This is a genomic window from Spirosoma gilvum (assembly GCF_054776815.1).
In genome coordinates, this window is the sequence record NZ_BAAHBH010000017.1 from 66,259 (window position 1) to 78,362 (window position 12,104).

At 50.1% G+C, this 12,104-nt stretch carries 20 protein-coding genes; 1 reads left to right on the forward strand and 19 read right to left on the reverse strand.

What is annotated here, in order from left to right; all coding sequences use genetic code 11:
- Positions 1-6: 6 nt before the first annotated feature.
- Positions 7-402 (reverse strand): MerR family transcriptional regulator, encoded by a 396-nt coding sequence (locus ACYVFD_RS32125; RefSeq protein ID WP_293691114.1) that lies wholly within the window; start codon positions 400-402, stop codon positions 7-9.
- A 64-nt stretch (positions 403-466) separates the two neighbouring features.
- On the opposite strand from ACYVFD_RS32125, the gene ACYVFD_RS32130 reads away from it, so the two are divergent.
- Complete coding sequence (locus tag ACYVFD_RS32130) at positions 467-901, forward strand: hypothetical protein (protein WP_293691112.1); 435 nt, start codon at positions 467-469, stop codon at positions 899-901.
- Between the two features lie 10 nt (positions 902-911).
- On the opposite strand, the gene ACYVFD_RS32135 is transcribed toward ACYVFD_RS32130, so the two are convergent.
- The 18 genes from ACYVFD_RS32135 to ACYVFD_RS32220 form a co-directional block, all read right to left on the reverse strand.
- Positions 912-1,241 carry a YnfA family protein gene (locus tag ACYVFD_RS32135; RefSeq protein ID WP_293691110.1) on the reverse strand — a complete coding sequence of 110 codons (330 nt, stop codon included), beginning with the start codon at positions 1,239-1,241 and terminating at the stop codon, positions 912-914.
- 1 nt (position 1,242) lies between these two features.
- Positions 1,243-1,452 carry a GDCCVxC domain-containing (seleno)protein gene (locus ACYVFD_RS32140; RefSeq protein WP_293691108.1) on the reverse strand — a complete coding sequence of 70 codons (210 nt, stop codon included), beginning with the start codon at positions 1,450-1,452 and terminating at the stop codon, positions 1,243-1,245.
- Between the two features lie 3 nt (positions 1,453-1,455).
- Positions 1,456-2,046 (reverse strand): mercuric transport protein MerTP, encoded by a 591-nt coding sequence (gene merTP, locus ACYVFD_RS32145; protein WP_293691106.1) that lies wholly within the window; start codon positions 2,044-2,046, stop codon positions 1,456-1,458.
- A 34-nt stretch (positions 2,047-2,080) separates the two neighbouring features.
- The gene (locus ACYVFD_RS32150; protein WP_293691104.1) at positions 2,081-2,455 is read right to left on the reverse strand and encodes an ArsR/SmtB family transcription factor; all 375 of its coding nucleotides are present in this window, start codon (positions 2,453-2,455) and stop codon (positions 2,081-2,083) included.
- A gap of 166 nt (positions 2,456-2,621) precedes the next feature.
- Positions 2,622-2,843 (reverse strand): hypothetical protein, encoded by a 222-nt coding sequence (locus ACYVFD_RS32155; protein ID WP_293691102.1) that lies wholly within the window; start codon positions 2,841-2,843, stop codon positions 2,622-2,624.
- A gap of 30 nt (positions 2,844-2,873) precedes the next feature.
- Positions 2,874-3,266, reverse strand: coding sequence for a metal-sensing transcriptional repressor (locus tag ACYVFD_RS32160; protein ID WP_461094683.1), 393 nt, complete (start codon positions 3,264-3,266; stop codon positions 2,874-2,876).
- Positions 3,267-3,354: 88 nt separating this feature from the next.
- Positions 3,355-3,969, reverse strand: a complete 615-nt coding sequence (locus tag ACYVFD_RS32165) for a hypothetical protein (RefSeq protein WP_293691098.1) — start codon at positions 3,967-3,969, stop codon at positions 3,355-3,357.
- A 35-nt stretch (positions 3,970-4,004) separates the two neighbouring features.
- Complete coding sequence (locus ACYVFD_RS32170) at positions 4,005-4,808, reverse strand: metallophosphoesterase family protein (RefSeq protein ID WP_461094684.1); 804 nt, start codon at positions 4,806-4,808, stop codon at positions 4,005-4,007.
- Complete coding sequence (gene arsB, locus ACYVFD_RS32175; RefSeq protein ID WP_461094685.1) at positions 4,805-5,869, reverse strand: ACR3 family arsenite efflux transporter; 1,065 nt, start codon at positions 5,867-5,869, stop codon at positions 4,805-4,807. Before arsB ends, ACYVFD_RS32170 begins: the two co-directional genes overlap by 4 nt.
- Entirely contained in the window at positions 5,866-6,309 is a 444-nt protein-coding gene (arsN2, locus tag ACYVFD_RS32180; protein ID WP_297369502.1) for an arsenic resistance N-acetyltransferase ArsN2, read from the reverse strand. Before arsN2 ends, arsB begins: the two co-directional genes overlap by 4 nt.
- A 9-nt stretch (positions 6,310-6,318) precedes the next feature.
- The gene (locus tag ACYVFD_RS32185) at positions 6,319-6,744 is read right to left on the reverse strand and encodes an arsenate reductase ArsC (RefSeq protein ID WP_293691090.1); all 426 of its coding nucleotides are present in this window, start codon (positions 6,742-6,744) and stop codon (positions 6,319-6,321) included.
- A 15-nt stretch (positions 6,745-6,759) separates the two neighbouring features.
- Entirely contained in the window at positions 6,760-7,632 is an 873-nt protein-coding gene (locus ACYVFD_RS32190) for an arsenite methyltransferase (protein WP_461094686.1), read from the reverse strand.
- Positions 7,633-7,696: 64 nt separating this feature from the next.
- The gene (locus ACYVFD_RS32195) at positions 7,697-8,023 is read right to left on the reverse strand and encodes an ArsR/SmtB family transcription factor (RefSeq protein WP_293691086.1); all 327 of its coding nucleotides are present in this window, start codon (positions 8,021-8,023) and stop codon (positions 7,697-7,699) included.
- A 61-nt stretch (positions 8,024-8,084) separates the two neighbouring features.
- A complete protein-coding gene (locus tag ACYVFD_RS32200; RefSeq protein WP_293691084.1) occupies positions 8,085-8,792 on the reverse strand; it encodes a low molecular weight phosphatase family protein in 708 nt (235 codons plus the stop codon).
- 383 nt (positions 8,793-9,175) lie between these two features.
- Positions 9,176-10,705, reverse strand: a complete 1,530-nt coding sequence (locus tag ACYVFD_RS32205) for an IS1182 family transposase (RefSeq protein ID WP_461094687.1) — start codon at positions 10,703-10,705, stop codon at positions 9,176-9,178.
- Between the two features lie 242 nt (positions 10,706-10,947).
- Positions 10,948-11,358, reverse strand: a complete 411-nt coding sequence (locus tag ACYVFD_RS32210; protein WP_297369305.1) for an integrase core domain-containing protein — start codon at positions 11,356-11,358, stop codon at positions 10,948-10,950.
- 5 nt (positions 11,359-11,363) lie between these two features.
- On the reverse strand, positions 11,364-11,825 hold the full coding sequence (locus ACYVFD_RS32215; protein WP_461094688.1) for a transposase family protein: 462 nt from the start codon (positions 11,823-11,825) through the stop codon (positions 11,364-11,366).
- Between the two features lie 36 nt (positions 11,826-11,861).
- A complete protein-coding gene (locus ACYVFD_RS32220; protein WP_297369300.1) occupies positions 11,862-12,089 on the reverse strand; it encodes a hypothetical protein in 228 nt (75 codons plus the stop codon).
- Between the last annotated feature and the right edge of the window lie 15 nt (positions 12,090-12,104).

Genomic DNA, 12,104 nt, shown 5'->3' on the forward strand with positions numbered 1-12,104 from the left:
GGCCTTCTATCGAACCATCAGAGTATCATCTAAAATGGCAGCAATTTTGCAATGGTCGGGGCAATCGGCAACCGCTTCCAACAATTGCAGTCTGAGGGTTTGCAATTGAACGATCTGTTCCTCAATCAGTCGCACTTTTTCCAGCACCTGGCCTTTGCCTGCGATGCAATCCATCCCGCCCGTTTCGTAGGAGGCGATGACCTGCTGAATTTCTGCCAGCGTGTAGCCGATTTTCTTTAATTCCTTGATTGCCCGAAGCCGCGATAAAATAGCCGGGGAATATTCCTTGTAGTTGTTTTCCCGCCTGGCTCGTTTGGGCAGTCGCAGCAGACCGATTTTTTCGTAATACCGGATCGTATCGCGGGAAAAGCCTGATTCCTGGGCAATGATGCCGATGAGCATAATTTTATCGGTGAAACGCTTGACAGTGGACTATACTCCACCGTTTAAATTTACCAGAAAAACCATGAAATCACTCATGCTTACCGGGTTGGCCTGGCTGCTCGTATTGTCCTGCCTGGCTCAGACAAAAACAACAAAGACGATGGAAACCCAAGCCGTTTTAAAGAAAAAAATCGCGCTCGCCTGCAAGCTTACAGACAAAGACCAGATCAAGCGCATGAATGAATTGCACCAGACGCTTTTTAAAAAGGTGTCACGCGCCGTTGAGCATCCGAATAGCTACGAGCTGGTGTTTGAAAAGTCCGATAATGCTATCATTGGCGACCTGGCTGAATTTATCAAATTCGAGCGGGTATGCTGCCCCTGGCTGGTGTTTCACCTGACCTTTCAGCCTGAAGAAGGCCCTATTTCCCTGGAAATGGGGGATTCCGCCGAAACAAAGGAAATGGTCTATCTGGTGATGGAACTCGACAAACTTGAACAGCCTGCCGTTCGGTAGGCTGTTTTGATTAATGTCGGGGTGCGTAGTAGATGACGCAAACCCCGATCAGCGCAATCAATGCGCCGATAATATCATATCTGTCTGGTCGGAATCCATCCACCTTCCATGCCCACAGCAGAGCCATGACAATAAAGAAACCGCCGTATGTGGCATACACGCGGCCAAATCCAGTGGGCTGAAACGTCGCCACGATGCCATAGCAGGCCAACATGATGCCGCCGATAACGCCATACCAGAGCGGTTTTCCCTCTTTCATCCAAAGCCAAACGAGGTATCCGCCCCCGATCTCACAGAATCCGGCCAAAATGAACACGAAAAGTGATTTGACAATAGCCATATCAGGCGCAGCAACTCTTTTGCTCTTGGGTCGGCGGGCACTTCGCCGACCCATAGGAACAGAAGACACAACAATCCCCCGCCAACGGCTTTAAAAGGGTCTGGCAGGAGGTGCATTCATAAAAATAGGTGCAAGCATCGGTCGGCATGATCTCCGCTGCTTGGTGGCCACAATTTGGGCATGTAATCACAGATCCGAGTGTGACAGTCATTCCTTAAAGCGTTTTTGTGCTGGTGACTTTGTATCCGGTGGCATCCACCGCTTTTTTGATGTCAGCCAGAGAGGTTTTTTTGCTATCGTATTTCACGGTAGCAGCCCCTTTTTGGTACGACACATCCACCGCCGATACGCCCTTGATCTTGGTGACTTCCTGCTTGATGTGATGTTCGCAGCCTTCACAGGACATGCCCTTGATAGTGACATAGGCCACTTGTTGCGTGCCTCCCTGCGCGGGTTGCAAGGTCGCTTGATTCTTTTCCTGGTACAGCCAGTTTGAGTAAGAAGGGAAAGCCAACAGCAGCAATGCAATTGCTGTTATTACGCCCAAAATTGGCTTCGTTTGCCAAAAGGATGTTTTCTTCGTTTCACAATTACATTCCATCGTTTTTTTGGGTTTTAATTGTTCGTACCAGGCCCAACCCAACGCGCCCACCGTGAGCGCGATACTGTAAGGCCGCAAAGGTTCCAGCCAAGCCCACCCACCAGCCGAGCCAGTGGCACCCACCAGCAATGTGAGCAAAGGGACTGTGCAACAGAGAGAAGAAACAAAGGCGGTCAGTAGCCCGGTCAATCCTGCGAGTTTCATAGCTTTGCGATCGTTATGGCCCCAAATTAAACAGTTAGCAAGGGGCGGTTTGCATCGTTTCAAGATGTTCTAACAGCGAATGTAAGATGCCGGTTGATTCTGTCCGCAATGAATAAAAAACAGTCTGGCCGACTTTCCGGGCTTGGATCAACTGCGCATCTTTGAGCTTACGCAAATGCTGAGAAACAGCGGGAATAGTCATGCCCAAAATGTCGCTCAAATCGCAAACGCACAAATTGCTTTCTTCCCGCAACAAATAAATAATTTTAAGCCGGTTGGCATTGCCTGCCAAATCCAACACCTGAGCCAATCGGTCAAAGACTGGCCCGGCATATTTTATTTTCTCGGTACATTGGCGAATCTGTTCTTGATCGGCAAAGACGCGAACACAGTTTGAGGAATTTTCCATTTCAGAACAAAGGTAAGTAATTTGCTTAAATAAGCAAATTCTTAAATACTTGAATCACATACAGCGGTTTCTTTTTGCAGGAAAAGCCATAAAGTTTATTTGCAAGCGACGTGTGCTTGTGAACAACGCAGAGAAGCAGAAAGCCCCTTTCGGGGCCTTCTACACGTTAGATGCCTTTCTTTGCCCGGCAGCATGGGGGTAATTCCGCATCGGCCACCGTTTTAGCGTGGGTCGATGCTACGGCCTGCGCCGACATTGCCTTCGGGCAAGCGGGCGTACCTTCCAGCGGACACGTTTCGCTCCGGCTGGTGAAGCTGCTTAGGCCATAGGCCATACCTCCAACCGCCAACATGGTGGCGACAGAAGCAAACACTGTGCGTTTAGACATAATGAATTGATTTTAAGTGAGCGCGAAAGTTCAGATGGAGGGATGGGGGGTCTCCAAACTTTTTTCTAATAAAATTTTCTTCATGAACTGTTCGACCGCTTCGGCTTCTTTCAACCGCTGGGGTACGTCCTCCAATGGTATATCGGGAAACATGCGCCGTAATCGTTCAATCAAATTTTCTTGTCCACAATCACCGGGGCAATGATGGTGCGCGAAAGCAATTTTCTCGGCCATTGCTTTTCGGTAAACATCATCCAGCAGCAGCAAAACGCTTTTCGATAAAAGTGCCTGAGCCGCTTTGAGTTGGATTAATTCCCGTTCGGGATCGCTGCTTTCTTTAACCGAATGCAATACCGCTTGAAGTTGGCCAATGGCCGTTGCCAAAGTGGGCTTAAAGTTTTCGAGAAGATCGGTTGAAATCATACCCATTTAACGGCTTGAGTATCACTTAGTTGTGAGACCCCAATTCTTCGTAAAAGTAATCCGCAATTATGTAAAACGCACAATTGCATCATGGTAATGCAACGATCATTCCTTTGTGCAAATATCCCTCGTGGGGGCCGCACCGCACCAGGCAGTAAGTTGGGCCATGCTTTAGAATCGTGACTTTCCCACTGGTAACGATATGCACCAGCTTAGAGCGGTGATCCTGCCGACGAAAGAGCAACGCATAAGGTAGCACGGCGGCTTGCTGACCTTCATCCTGTTTTGCAGCATCGGCGTCTATTGGGCGCGGGTCACGGTGCCTGTTGTCGATCAGGCTTTCTTTAATCGACTCCTCGAACTGCATCAGGCGCAGTAAAACGGAATGATACACCTCGGCGCGGCCATAATCGGGGGAGTCGTTTTCAAGCCGTTGCAAGTACCCGTGCAATTCGCCTTGGAGCTGCGAATAGACCGGGGCATCAACAACTGACAAATGATTGAGCTTCTTACCCAGCGCGGTTAACTGGTGCTGAATCACGCGCCCGTTGCTCTGGTAGGGTGTTTCCCTGACGCTAGTATATCGCCATGCGCCCTCCCGTGTGTACTCCACCAGGAAATTGCCCTGCGTCTGTGCATGGCCGGGAACTGCACTTAAACACAGCATCCCGGCACCGGCAAACCAACATAGAATCTTTCTCATACGCTGGGAAATTTAGGATCAGTCGAACAGGGCAATTATCGAGCGATGCGCAATGCTTGTGCATAGGCATCCGGCAATTCGCTTTGTTCTACGGCCTGGGCCGCTTTCTCCACGTCATAAGCGACGCGCACGAATTCAACGGAAACGCCGTCGCGTGAACCAGGGCGGGCGGTTTCATCAATGCTCAGCAGCACATAACCGGCCCTCGGATCGCCGTCCTTGGGCTTGCCGACCGAACCGATATTGATGGCATGACGGAAATAGCTGGCTTCTTCTTCCGGCTCCGCGCTGACCACTTTATTAAAGGGCTTGTGCGTATGGCCGAAGCATAGCACATCGGCCCCGGCCCCCTCGATCACGCGTCCCAAACTCCGGTCGCCCCGATCCTCGAACAAATATTCATTCACGCGCCGGGGGCTGCCATGCACCAGCAACAGCGTAAACGGCGTTTGTTGCTGCCAAAGATGTTCGGGGTCATTGCCTAGCTCGAATTCGACCCGAATATGGGTTGGCAGCGTGCGCAGATATTGCCGCTCGGTATCGCCCAGGGCTTTGTTGGTATAGGCAATGGAGACTTTGCCATTGGCCTTCTCCTGCTCTTCTTTGTAAGCGCATCCGCAGTCGTCGGAGCTGCGACCGATGCCATAATCATAATTCCCGGCAATCGTCGGAATACCGCGTTTGCGGATCGTGGCAATCACCTCGTTTGGCCAAATATTGTAGCCAACCAGGTCGCCCAAACAATAGACCACGTCAGGCTGGCGGCTGTCGATGTCGGCCAATACTGCTTCCAAAGCAGGCAAATTGGCGTGAATGTCGGAAAACAGGGCAATTTTCATGCGTGCTTTTGAAGCGTTTTTTTGTAGTGAAGGGCAAATTTGTCTTGTTGTTTCAGGGCAAAATTGACCATCAGGATCAGCACCGGCACTTCGATCAGCGGACCGACCACGGCCGCAAAGGCTGCACCCGAATTGATGCCGAAAACGGCAATGGCAACGGCGATGCCCAACTCGAAATTATTGCCCGCTGCGGTGAAGGCGAGCGAAGTGGATTTGGCATAATCGGCACCGGCCCGTTTCGAGAGGTAGAAGGCCGAAAAGAACATGATGGCAAAATAGATCGTCAGCGGAATGGCGATGCCCAGCACATCGAGCGGAATGGACACGATGAGCTGTCCTTTCAGGCTGAACATGACCACGATGGTAAACAGCAACGCGATGAGCGTAATGGGGCTGATGGCAGGCAAAAACGTCTGCTCGTACCATTGGCGGCTTTTCAAACGCGTCAGGATAATCCGCGAAAACATGCCTGCCAGGAAGGGCACGCCCAAATAAATGAATACACTTTTGGCCACTTCGCCGATGGTGATATTCACCTCGTAACCATGCAGGCCAAACAGGGGCGGTAGCACAGTAATGAACAACCAGGCATAGACCGAATAGAACAGCACCTGGAAAATGCTGTTGAAGGCCACCAAACCGGCTGCATACAGTCGATCACCGCCCGCCAAATCATTCCAGACGATCACCATCGCAATGCAGCGGGCAATGCCGATCATAATAAGGCCGGTCATGTATTCGGGTTTGTCAGGCAGAAAAATGACCGCCAGACCGAACATGAGCAAAGGGCCGACGATCCAGTTTTGCACGAGTGAAAGCCCAAGAATTTTAGTATTGGCAAATACCTTGGGCAACTCGTCATACCGCACCTTTGCCAAAGGCGGATACATCATCAGCACCAGGCCAACGGCGAGCGGCACATTGGTCGAGCCGGAATTAAACCCATTGATGAAGTTCTGGGACTGCGGGAAAAAATACCCGATGCCCACGCCGATCAGCATGGCCAGGAAAATCCATAGGGTCAAAAAGCGGTCGAGAAACGAAAGACGGGGGGTACTCATAATTGATCCTGAATTAGCGCGCGTTTCATAACGATGGCCGATGACGGGCATAAATCGCTGAATTGCTGCGTCTGTTGGATGGCCGCAGGCACCTCCTGACGGTTGACGGTTTGGAAGCCATGCCGCTCGAAATATCGGTCGGCTGTATTGGTAATGAGATACACTTCTTGCAGGCTGGATGCCTGGGCGGCTTCCAGCAATCGGCCAACCAGTTGGGCGGCAATTTGCTTGCCCTGGTAGTGCGGATCGACGGCCACCGAACGCAGCAGGCCCACCGGGCCGAAGCGTTCCAAACCAGCCACCCCAACGGGGATTTCCTCGTATTTCGCAATGACAAAACCAGGAAGCCCGGTAGGCAAATCCTCAGTCAATAGGTGCCCTTGCTCTAGCAGGGCAATAACGGCCTCAGTATCGGCCAGTTGTGCGGGTTCGATCTGCATGGCCATCATTTATTGCGGGACAGCTTCACCCAAACGGCTGGCGATAAATTCCTGACTGTAGGTTTTGATCAGATCCCGCACCCGACGGAAGGAAGTCAATGCGTCTTCTCCTGGCGTGTGGCCAGGATCGGGAAAGCTCTGGTGAATGCGTTCGCCCACGGTGGGGAAAAACGGGCATTGCTCGCGGGCGTTGTCGCAGACGGTGATGACGTAATCGAAGGGAATATGCACGTATTCGTCGGCATGATTCGAGGTGTGATGCGAAATGTCGATGCCGTCTTCGGCCATCACTTGAATGGCCAGCGGATTCACCCCTTTGGGGTTCACTCCAGCACTGAGAATTTCCGCCCGATCACCGGCAAAATATTGCAGGTAGCCTTGGGCCAATTGAGAGCGGGCGGAATTGCCCGTGCAAAGCACTAGGATTTTTTTCATGGCTGATTGATTGGATTAGTTGCAGCAACCGGGAGGGCAGCAAGCCGCTTTGGCCGCTTCTTCGGGCTTTTGAGCAAACACCGTGACGCTGTAGATACCTTTGTCCTGTTGGCGGTAATCGGCGATTTCGTCGTCCGACAGATAGTTTTTCAGCACATCATCCGGCAAGGCGATTTCCCGCTCTTTCTGCACGGTGATGTTGGTAAAACCGTTCTCCTGAATGAGCTGCAAATAGTCGCTCTTCTGGATGGCGCCAGAGACGCAACCCACATAGAGTTCGGCGTCCTGTTGCAAGCCTGCGGGCAGCTCCCCTTTCAGCACGATATCGGAGATGCTGAAATGACCACCGGGCTTTAAAATGCGGAAGGTTTCGGCCACGGCTTTTTGTTTGTTGGGGACCAGATTCATCACGCAATTGCTCACCACCACATCGGCCAGATTGCTCGGCAAGGGCATGTCCTCGATGTCGCCATAGACAAACTCGACGTTGGTAAATCCGAGCGTCTTGGTGTTTTTGCGGGCACGGTCGATCATGGCCGGGGTCATGTCCAGGCCGATCACGCGGCCCGTTTCGCCGGTTTCGGCACGGGCCACAAAGCAGTCATTGCCTGCGCCCGATCCCAGATCCACCACCGTATCACCTAGCTTGATTTGCGCGAATTGCGTGGGCAGGCCGCAACCCAATCCCAAATCGGCTTCGGCCACGTAGCCGTTCAGCTCGTCATAACCCACGGCCATATCAATGGGCACGTTAGCGACTGTTTCAGGCCCACAGCAGGAGGTGGGGCCACAGCAGCCATTGGCATCGGCCGGGCCGACGGTCGGTTGTTCAGCAATCGCACCGTATTTCTGGCGCACGACTTCTTTGATTTGCTCGGCGGGTTCCATATGCTTTCCTATTGGTATATTGTAATATTACGATTGATTCAGGCAAAAAAACACCTGCCGTTGACTAGCAGCAGGTCACAGGCACAAACGTGTCAAACAAGGCTCCGAATGCGCGTTGGGCTTCCTCCCAAACGGGGGGGTTGATGCAGTAGCACACGCGGGGTGGGTTGATTTCGCCCTGAATGATGCCGATGCGTTTCAGTTCTTTCAAATGCTGGGATACGGTCGCCTGGGCCAAATCCAGCTCGTCCACCAGGTCACCACAAACGCAGGCTTTCTTGGAAATCAGCAATTGCAGAATGGCCACCCGTGCAGGATGCGCAAATGCTTTCGCCAGATCCGCGATGCGGTTTTGCTCTTCGGTGAATATTTCGGTTTTGGTCAGTCCCATGCCCCAAAGGTAGCAGGTTTTTTATTTATTGCAATATTACGATGAATAAATTTTTTGTCGATCAAATCGCCACCTTCACCTTGGAGAAAACGTAAAAAGTTTCCGTGGCGATTTGCTTGCACCGCTCGTCATATTTCGCGGTTTCCTGAGGAGTACCATCAAAGGCTTTCGGATCGTAATAAGGCGTTGCTACCCGTACCGCTGCGCCTTTCACAATGGGACAAGCCTTGTCTGCTTGTGAACAGGTCATGATCGCTATGAAATTGCTTTGGGGATTGCTGGTATCATCGTATTTTTTGGAGAACGCTTTGATGGGTTCTACGCCAGAAGCGTAATTGACGGCATAGATCGGATTGGGCCCTTCCGACACCTTGGCAATATCGAATCCCGCTCGTTTGCAAGCCGCAATCGCTCGTTCATTGAATGCGCTGATTTCGGTTCCGCCTGAGAAGGTTTTCACCCTGGGCACGCCATAGTAAGCAGCGGCTGTGGCTGCCCACAATTGGCCAAAATGGCTGCGTCGGGAATTGTGCGTACAGATGTAGGTTAATTGGACAGGTTCTTTGGCGTTTACTTTGAGTTGAATAAACTCCGCTATTTTGTCCAATTCGGCTTTGCGGTCTTGCGGGATTTTTGAAAAATCTTGTTTGATGCCATTGATGTAGGTCACTAAAGAACCATTCAGTTCCGTCTTTTTGTCGGGATCATTGCCTAACAAAATGGCGGTTATAAATAGTAAGCTTATTGGAAGTAGGCTGAAAAGCTTCATAGCACAGTCTTATAAATTATCACTTACAAACACAAAATTGGTTTTCATCGTAAAGTTACGATTAATTTAGTATTCGTGTGAAATTCAATAGGAATCGCTCGTTCGACTATATCATACCTGTTTACGGAAAGAAACCCAACCATAACTTTCCATACCCCTAACCTAGTGCACCGACCGTTGCAGTTTGAATCTGAGCGTTGAAACGATGAATATTTTTCGACCAGCTACAACAAAACTAAAAATTTGATAGTCTTATAACAGATCAATTAATCTCTATGTGTCTCTTTAAACGCCCGTGGCTGTTGCACAACTCTGTTTCCCACATCGATATTTCCGCGTCTGAAATGGCAAATTAGATTTTCTACCTCCTTCTTCTGCCCTTATTAGTTGAGGAAAAGCATGCCAAAGCCTAGGTAAGTGTCTTGAGAAGACAATGACCACTCCACTTTTAGGGCTATGGCCTGGCTAACAGTGGACTTGGTAGTAAACTTCATATACTTCTTTAGATTGAAGGCAATAGCCGCCATCAGCATCACCTTGTGAGCCCCAGCCTTACCCCGTACATTGATCTTTCGTAACCCATTGTACTCCACCAGACTACCTAAGACAGGCTCCACCGTCCGTTGACGAAGCTTTTTCATGCGCTTGCCCCGCCGACTTTGCTGGCGCTCCAGAGCTCGACGATAGAACGGATCATAGGCCGTCCGGATAAATTGTCGACATTGGCTTTTAGGTACACAGGTGGGTTTGAGGGGGCACTGTTTGCAGTCCTGGTAATCTGCCCGGTAGACTTTCAACAAACCAGTTTCAGCATGGGTGGCAAAGGTCTTGAAAGGCAGTCGCTTGCCAGCGGAACAAGTAAAGTAATCGCCTTCAGGCTCATAAGGAAAGCCTTCGATGTGTGGCTTGTAGTGGCCGAAGACAGGTATCCAGCCCGTAATGTTCCACCCTTCCAGCAAAGCGTAGTTGCTGCCGTTCGAGTAACCTGTATCAGCCAATATCTCTTCTAAACGTAGCTCATTGGCGGCTAACCGCTGCTGAAGCTTGAGGGTGATATCAGGCAAGTGTTGGCTGTCCCGGCCATCGGCAAAATCGGCCTGCACATGACTAATGACGCCTTCGGCCGTATCCACGGCCAGGCTACAATGGTAGTTGAGTTTGCGGGCTTTACCCGGCTTAATCGAGATGCGCGCATCGGGATCGGTGGGACTGTAGTGGGTTTTGTTGCTGAGTAACTTTGCCTTTTCGTTACCAGCTCCTAAGGTAGTGGGGGCACTCTTCAAGTTTTGCTGATGCTTTTTCAGCCGTCTTAATTGGTGATCAGCTGCGGTAATTACCGACGCAGCTTGACGAGGGCTTAATGTGGCTACAGAAGTCACTGGCTTATCCTGACCCTCAGTCGACCGGACCAGCCTAGGACCAGGTAGATTAGGTTGTTTTTCGAGCAGTCTTTCCATGGACGCATTGGCTTTGACGGGGGCCGAGTCGATGGCTACTCGACGGCCAGCCACCATGTTGTTAGCAACACACAGGTTGAACACTTTATCGAACAGGGCCTCAAAGAGTGCTTCCGGATAAATCTGTCGGGTACGACTCAAAGTTGAGTGCCAAGGTAATGGCTCATCAATGTTGTAGCCCAGGAAATACAGCATATCCATGCGCATGGAGCAATGCTCGACCAGCTTTCTGTCGGAGGTAATATTCTCCAGGCAACCAACGAGCATGAACTTAAAGAATACGACTGGATCAATAGAAGGGTTACCTGTTTGGCCATATAGCTGTTTAGTGGCCTCATAAATGAAGGTCAGGTCGAGCGTCTCTTTTAACCGGCGGTAGAAATTGTGCTTAGGGACTCGGTTGGACAGCTGAAAACAAGTGATTTGCTTTTCGGTATATTCTTTTCGGCCTTGCATAGCTTAAGATACAGAAAAGACTACTCAAATCCCTAGGTAGGGTTGTGCAACAGCCACGCCCATTTAAAGAGATGGTTACAGAGTTGTCCTAGCAAAGTCATTCTCTATAAGCTTCAGTCTCAAATTGTCATCTCACTAATCAAAATCTCTGTAGCGTCCTAAAATAAGTTTACAGTTTCGGGGTGAATTTATTAGTTTATGCTTATAGTCCTACCATTGGTTCACAGTATCTCAACCAAAAATTAGCTATCCACTTCTAGCTCTACTTCCCTTTTCTTATAATAATTTTTCCAGCGTCTTCGTAAATCGCCCCGTTGCTGATGGGCTTGTTGTGGGGTCAGCATGTCACAACTGCTATGGGGGCGCAATGAATTATAGATCAACACAGCTTGGGCGATCCCCTTTTTGGCTACGCTCAGGCTAGGGTACTGATCGGCTAATAGTTCCGCTTTTAGTATTCCATTCACCCGTTCATCGATCGCATTTTCCAAGGGGTCTCCGCTTTGCGTCATACTGATTTGGATGTTATTATTCTGTAAAAGACTGACATACTCCAGGCAACAATACTGCACACCCCGGTCACTATGGTGAATCAATTCAGAAGTGTCTTGGCAGGCTTTTAAGGCCATCTCCAAGGCTTTCAGACTACCCATCGCACTCAACGTTTCCGATACACAGATCTAACAATTTTTCGGCTATAAGTATCGGTCACTAAGCTCAGATAAGCAAAGCCATCACCGACCAATATATACTTTATGTCGCTCACCCATAACAAGTTGGGCGCCTTGGGTACATACTCCCGAATTAGATTCGGATATTTCTTTTGCCAGTGATTTGAAAAAGTAGTCTGTACTCTACGGCGACGTTTTTTTACTAATAACTTATGGGCTCGTAGCAAATTAAACAGCGCATCTCGACCCAGCTTCAACTGGTGCTCTTGGACGAAATCCTGCATCAGCACCAGTAATTTTCGAGTGCCTAAGCGGGGCTGCTGAGCGCGGTGAAGCAACACTTGCTGAATAACCAGCTCGGCTTTAAAGCAATTCTGGTTATTGTTCTTTTCAAATTGATAGAAGGCCTGCCTGCTATAACCAATCGGACCGCCGAAGCGGCAGTGCACACAACGCCCACAGGCTGTGTCGCTTTTCGTTGTGCCTCACTTTATTGACCGCTTAGTGCCAAACTTTTTTCGGATCGGGACTTGCAGTTCGTCCTCGGCAATATTGAGCATGGCGTTCAGCAGCTTATTGCGTAGTTGTTCGCGCTCCAACAGCTTTTGGAGTTGCTCAACGGTAGGCGGTTGATTGGGTTTTGGCTTCATGGGATCGGAAGCTAAGCCCACGCCTTTTAGTTTAGCCTGCTGTTGGGCTTGATACTTGAGCATACACCGATTTATCGT

Excerpts from the sequence above, each read along its gene's own strand:
- ACYVFD_RS32135 (WP_293691110.1), bottom strand. The coding sequence starts at position 1,241 with ATGGCTATTGTCAAATCACTTTTCGTGTTCATTTTGGCCGGATTCTGT.
- ACYVFD_RS32140 (WP_293691108.1), bottom strand. The coding sequence starts at position 1,452 with ATGACTGTCACACTCGGATCTGTGATTACATGCCCAAATTGTGGCCAC.
- ACYVFD_RS32165 (WP_293691098.1), bottom strand. The coding sequence starts at position 3,969 with ATGAGAAAGATTCTATGTTGGTTTGCCGGTGCCGGGATGCTGTGTTTA.
- ACYVFD_RS32160 (WP_461094683.1), bottom strand. The coding sequence starts at position 3,266 with ATGATTTCAACCGATCTTCTCGAAAACTTTAAGCCCACTTTGGCAACG.
- ACYVFD_RS32205 (WP_461094687.1), bottom strand. The coding sequence starts at position 10,705 with ATGCAAGGCCGAAAAGAATATACCGAAAAGCAAATCACTTGTTTTCAG.
- ACYVFD_RS32155 (WP_293691102.1), bottom strand. The coding sequence starts at position 2,843 with ATGTCTAAACGCACAGTGTTTGCTTCTGTCGCCACCATGTTGGCGGTT.
- merTP (WP_293691106.1), bottom strand. The coding sequence starts at position 2,046 with ATGAAACTCGCAGGATTGACCGGGCTACTGACCGCCTTTGTTTCTTCT.
- ACYVFD_RS32150 (WP_293691104.1), bottom strand. The coding sequence starts at position 2,455 with ATGGAAAATTCCTCAAACTGTGTTCGCGTCTTTGCCGATCAAGAACAG.
- arsB (WP_461094685.1), bottom strand. The coding sequence starts at position 5,869 with ATGAGTACCCCCCGTCTTTCGTTTCTCGACCGCTTTTTGACCCTATGG.
- arsN2 (WP_297369502.1), bottom strand. The coding sequence starts at position 6,309 with ATGCAGATCGAACCCGCACAACTGGCCGATACTGAGGCCGTTATTGCC.
- ACYVFD_RS32195 (WP_293691086.1), bottom strand. The coding sequence starts at position 8,023 with ATGGGACTGACCAAAACCGAAATATTCACCGAAGAGCAAAACCGCATC.
- ACYVFD_RS32170 (WP_461094684.1), bottom strand. The coding sequence starts at position 4,808 with ATGAAAATTGCCCTGTTTTCCGACATTCACGCCAATTTGCCTGCTTTG.
- ACYVFD_RS32210 (WP_297369305.1), bottom strand. The coding sequence starts at position 11,358 with ATGGGTAGTCTGAAAGCCTTGGAGATGGCCTTAAAAGCCTGCCAAGAC.
- ACYVFD_RS32125 (WP_293691114.1), bottom strand. The coding sequence starts at position 402 with ATGCTCATCGGCATCATTGCCCAGGAATCAGGCTTTTCCCGCGATACG.
- ACYVFD_RS32200 (WP_293691084.1), bottom strand. The coding sequence starts at position 8,792 with ATGAAGCTTTTCAGCCTACTTCCAATAAGCTTACTATTTATAACCGCC.
- ACYVFD_RS32220 (WP_297369300.1), bottom strand. The coding sequence starts at position 12,089 with ATGCTCAAGTATCAAGCCCAACAGCAGGCTAAACTAAAAGGCGTGGGC.
- ACYVFD_RS32190 (WP_461094686.1), bottom strand. The coding sequence starts at position 7,632 with ATGGAACCCGCCGAGCAAATCAAAGAAGTCGTGCGCCAGAAATACGGT.
- ACYVFD_RS32185 (WP_293691090.1), bottom strand. The coding sequence starts at position 6,744 with ATGAAAAAAATCCTAGTGCTTTGCACGGGCAATTCCGCCCGCTCTCAA.
- ACYVFD_RS32130 (WP_293691112.1), top strand. The coding sequence starts at position 467 with ATGAAATCACTCATGCTTACCGGGTTGGCCTGGCTGCTCGTATTGTCC.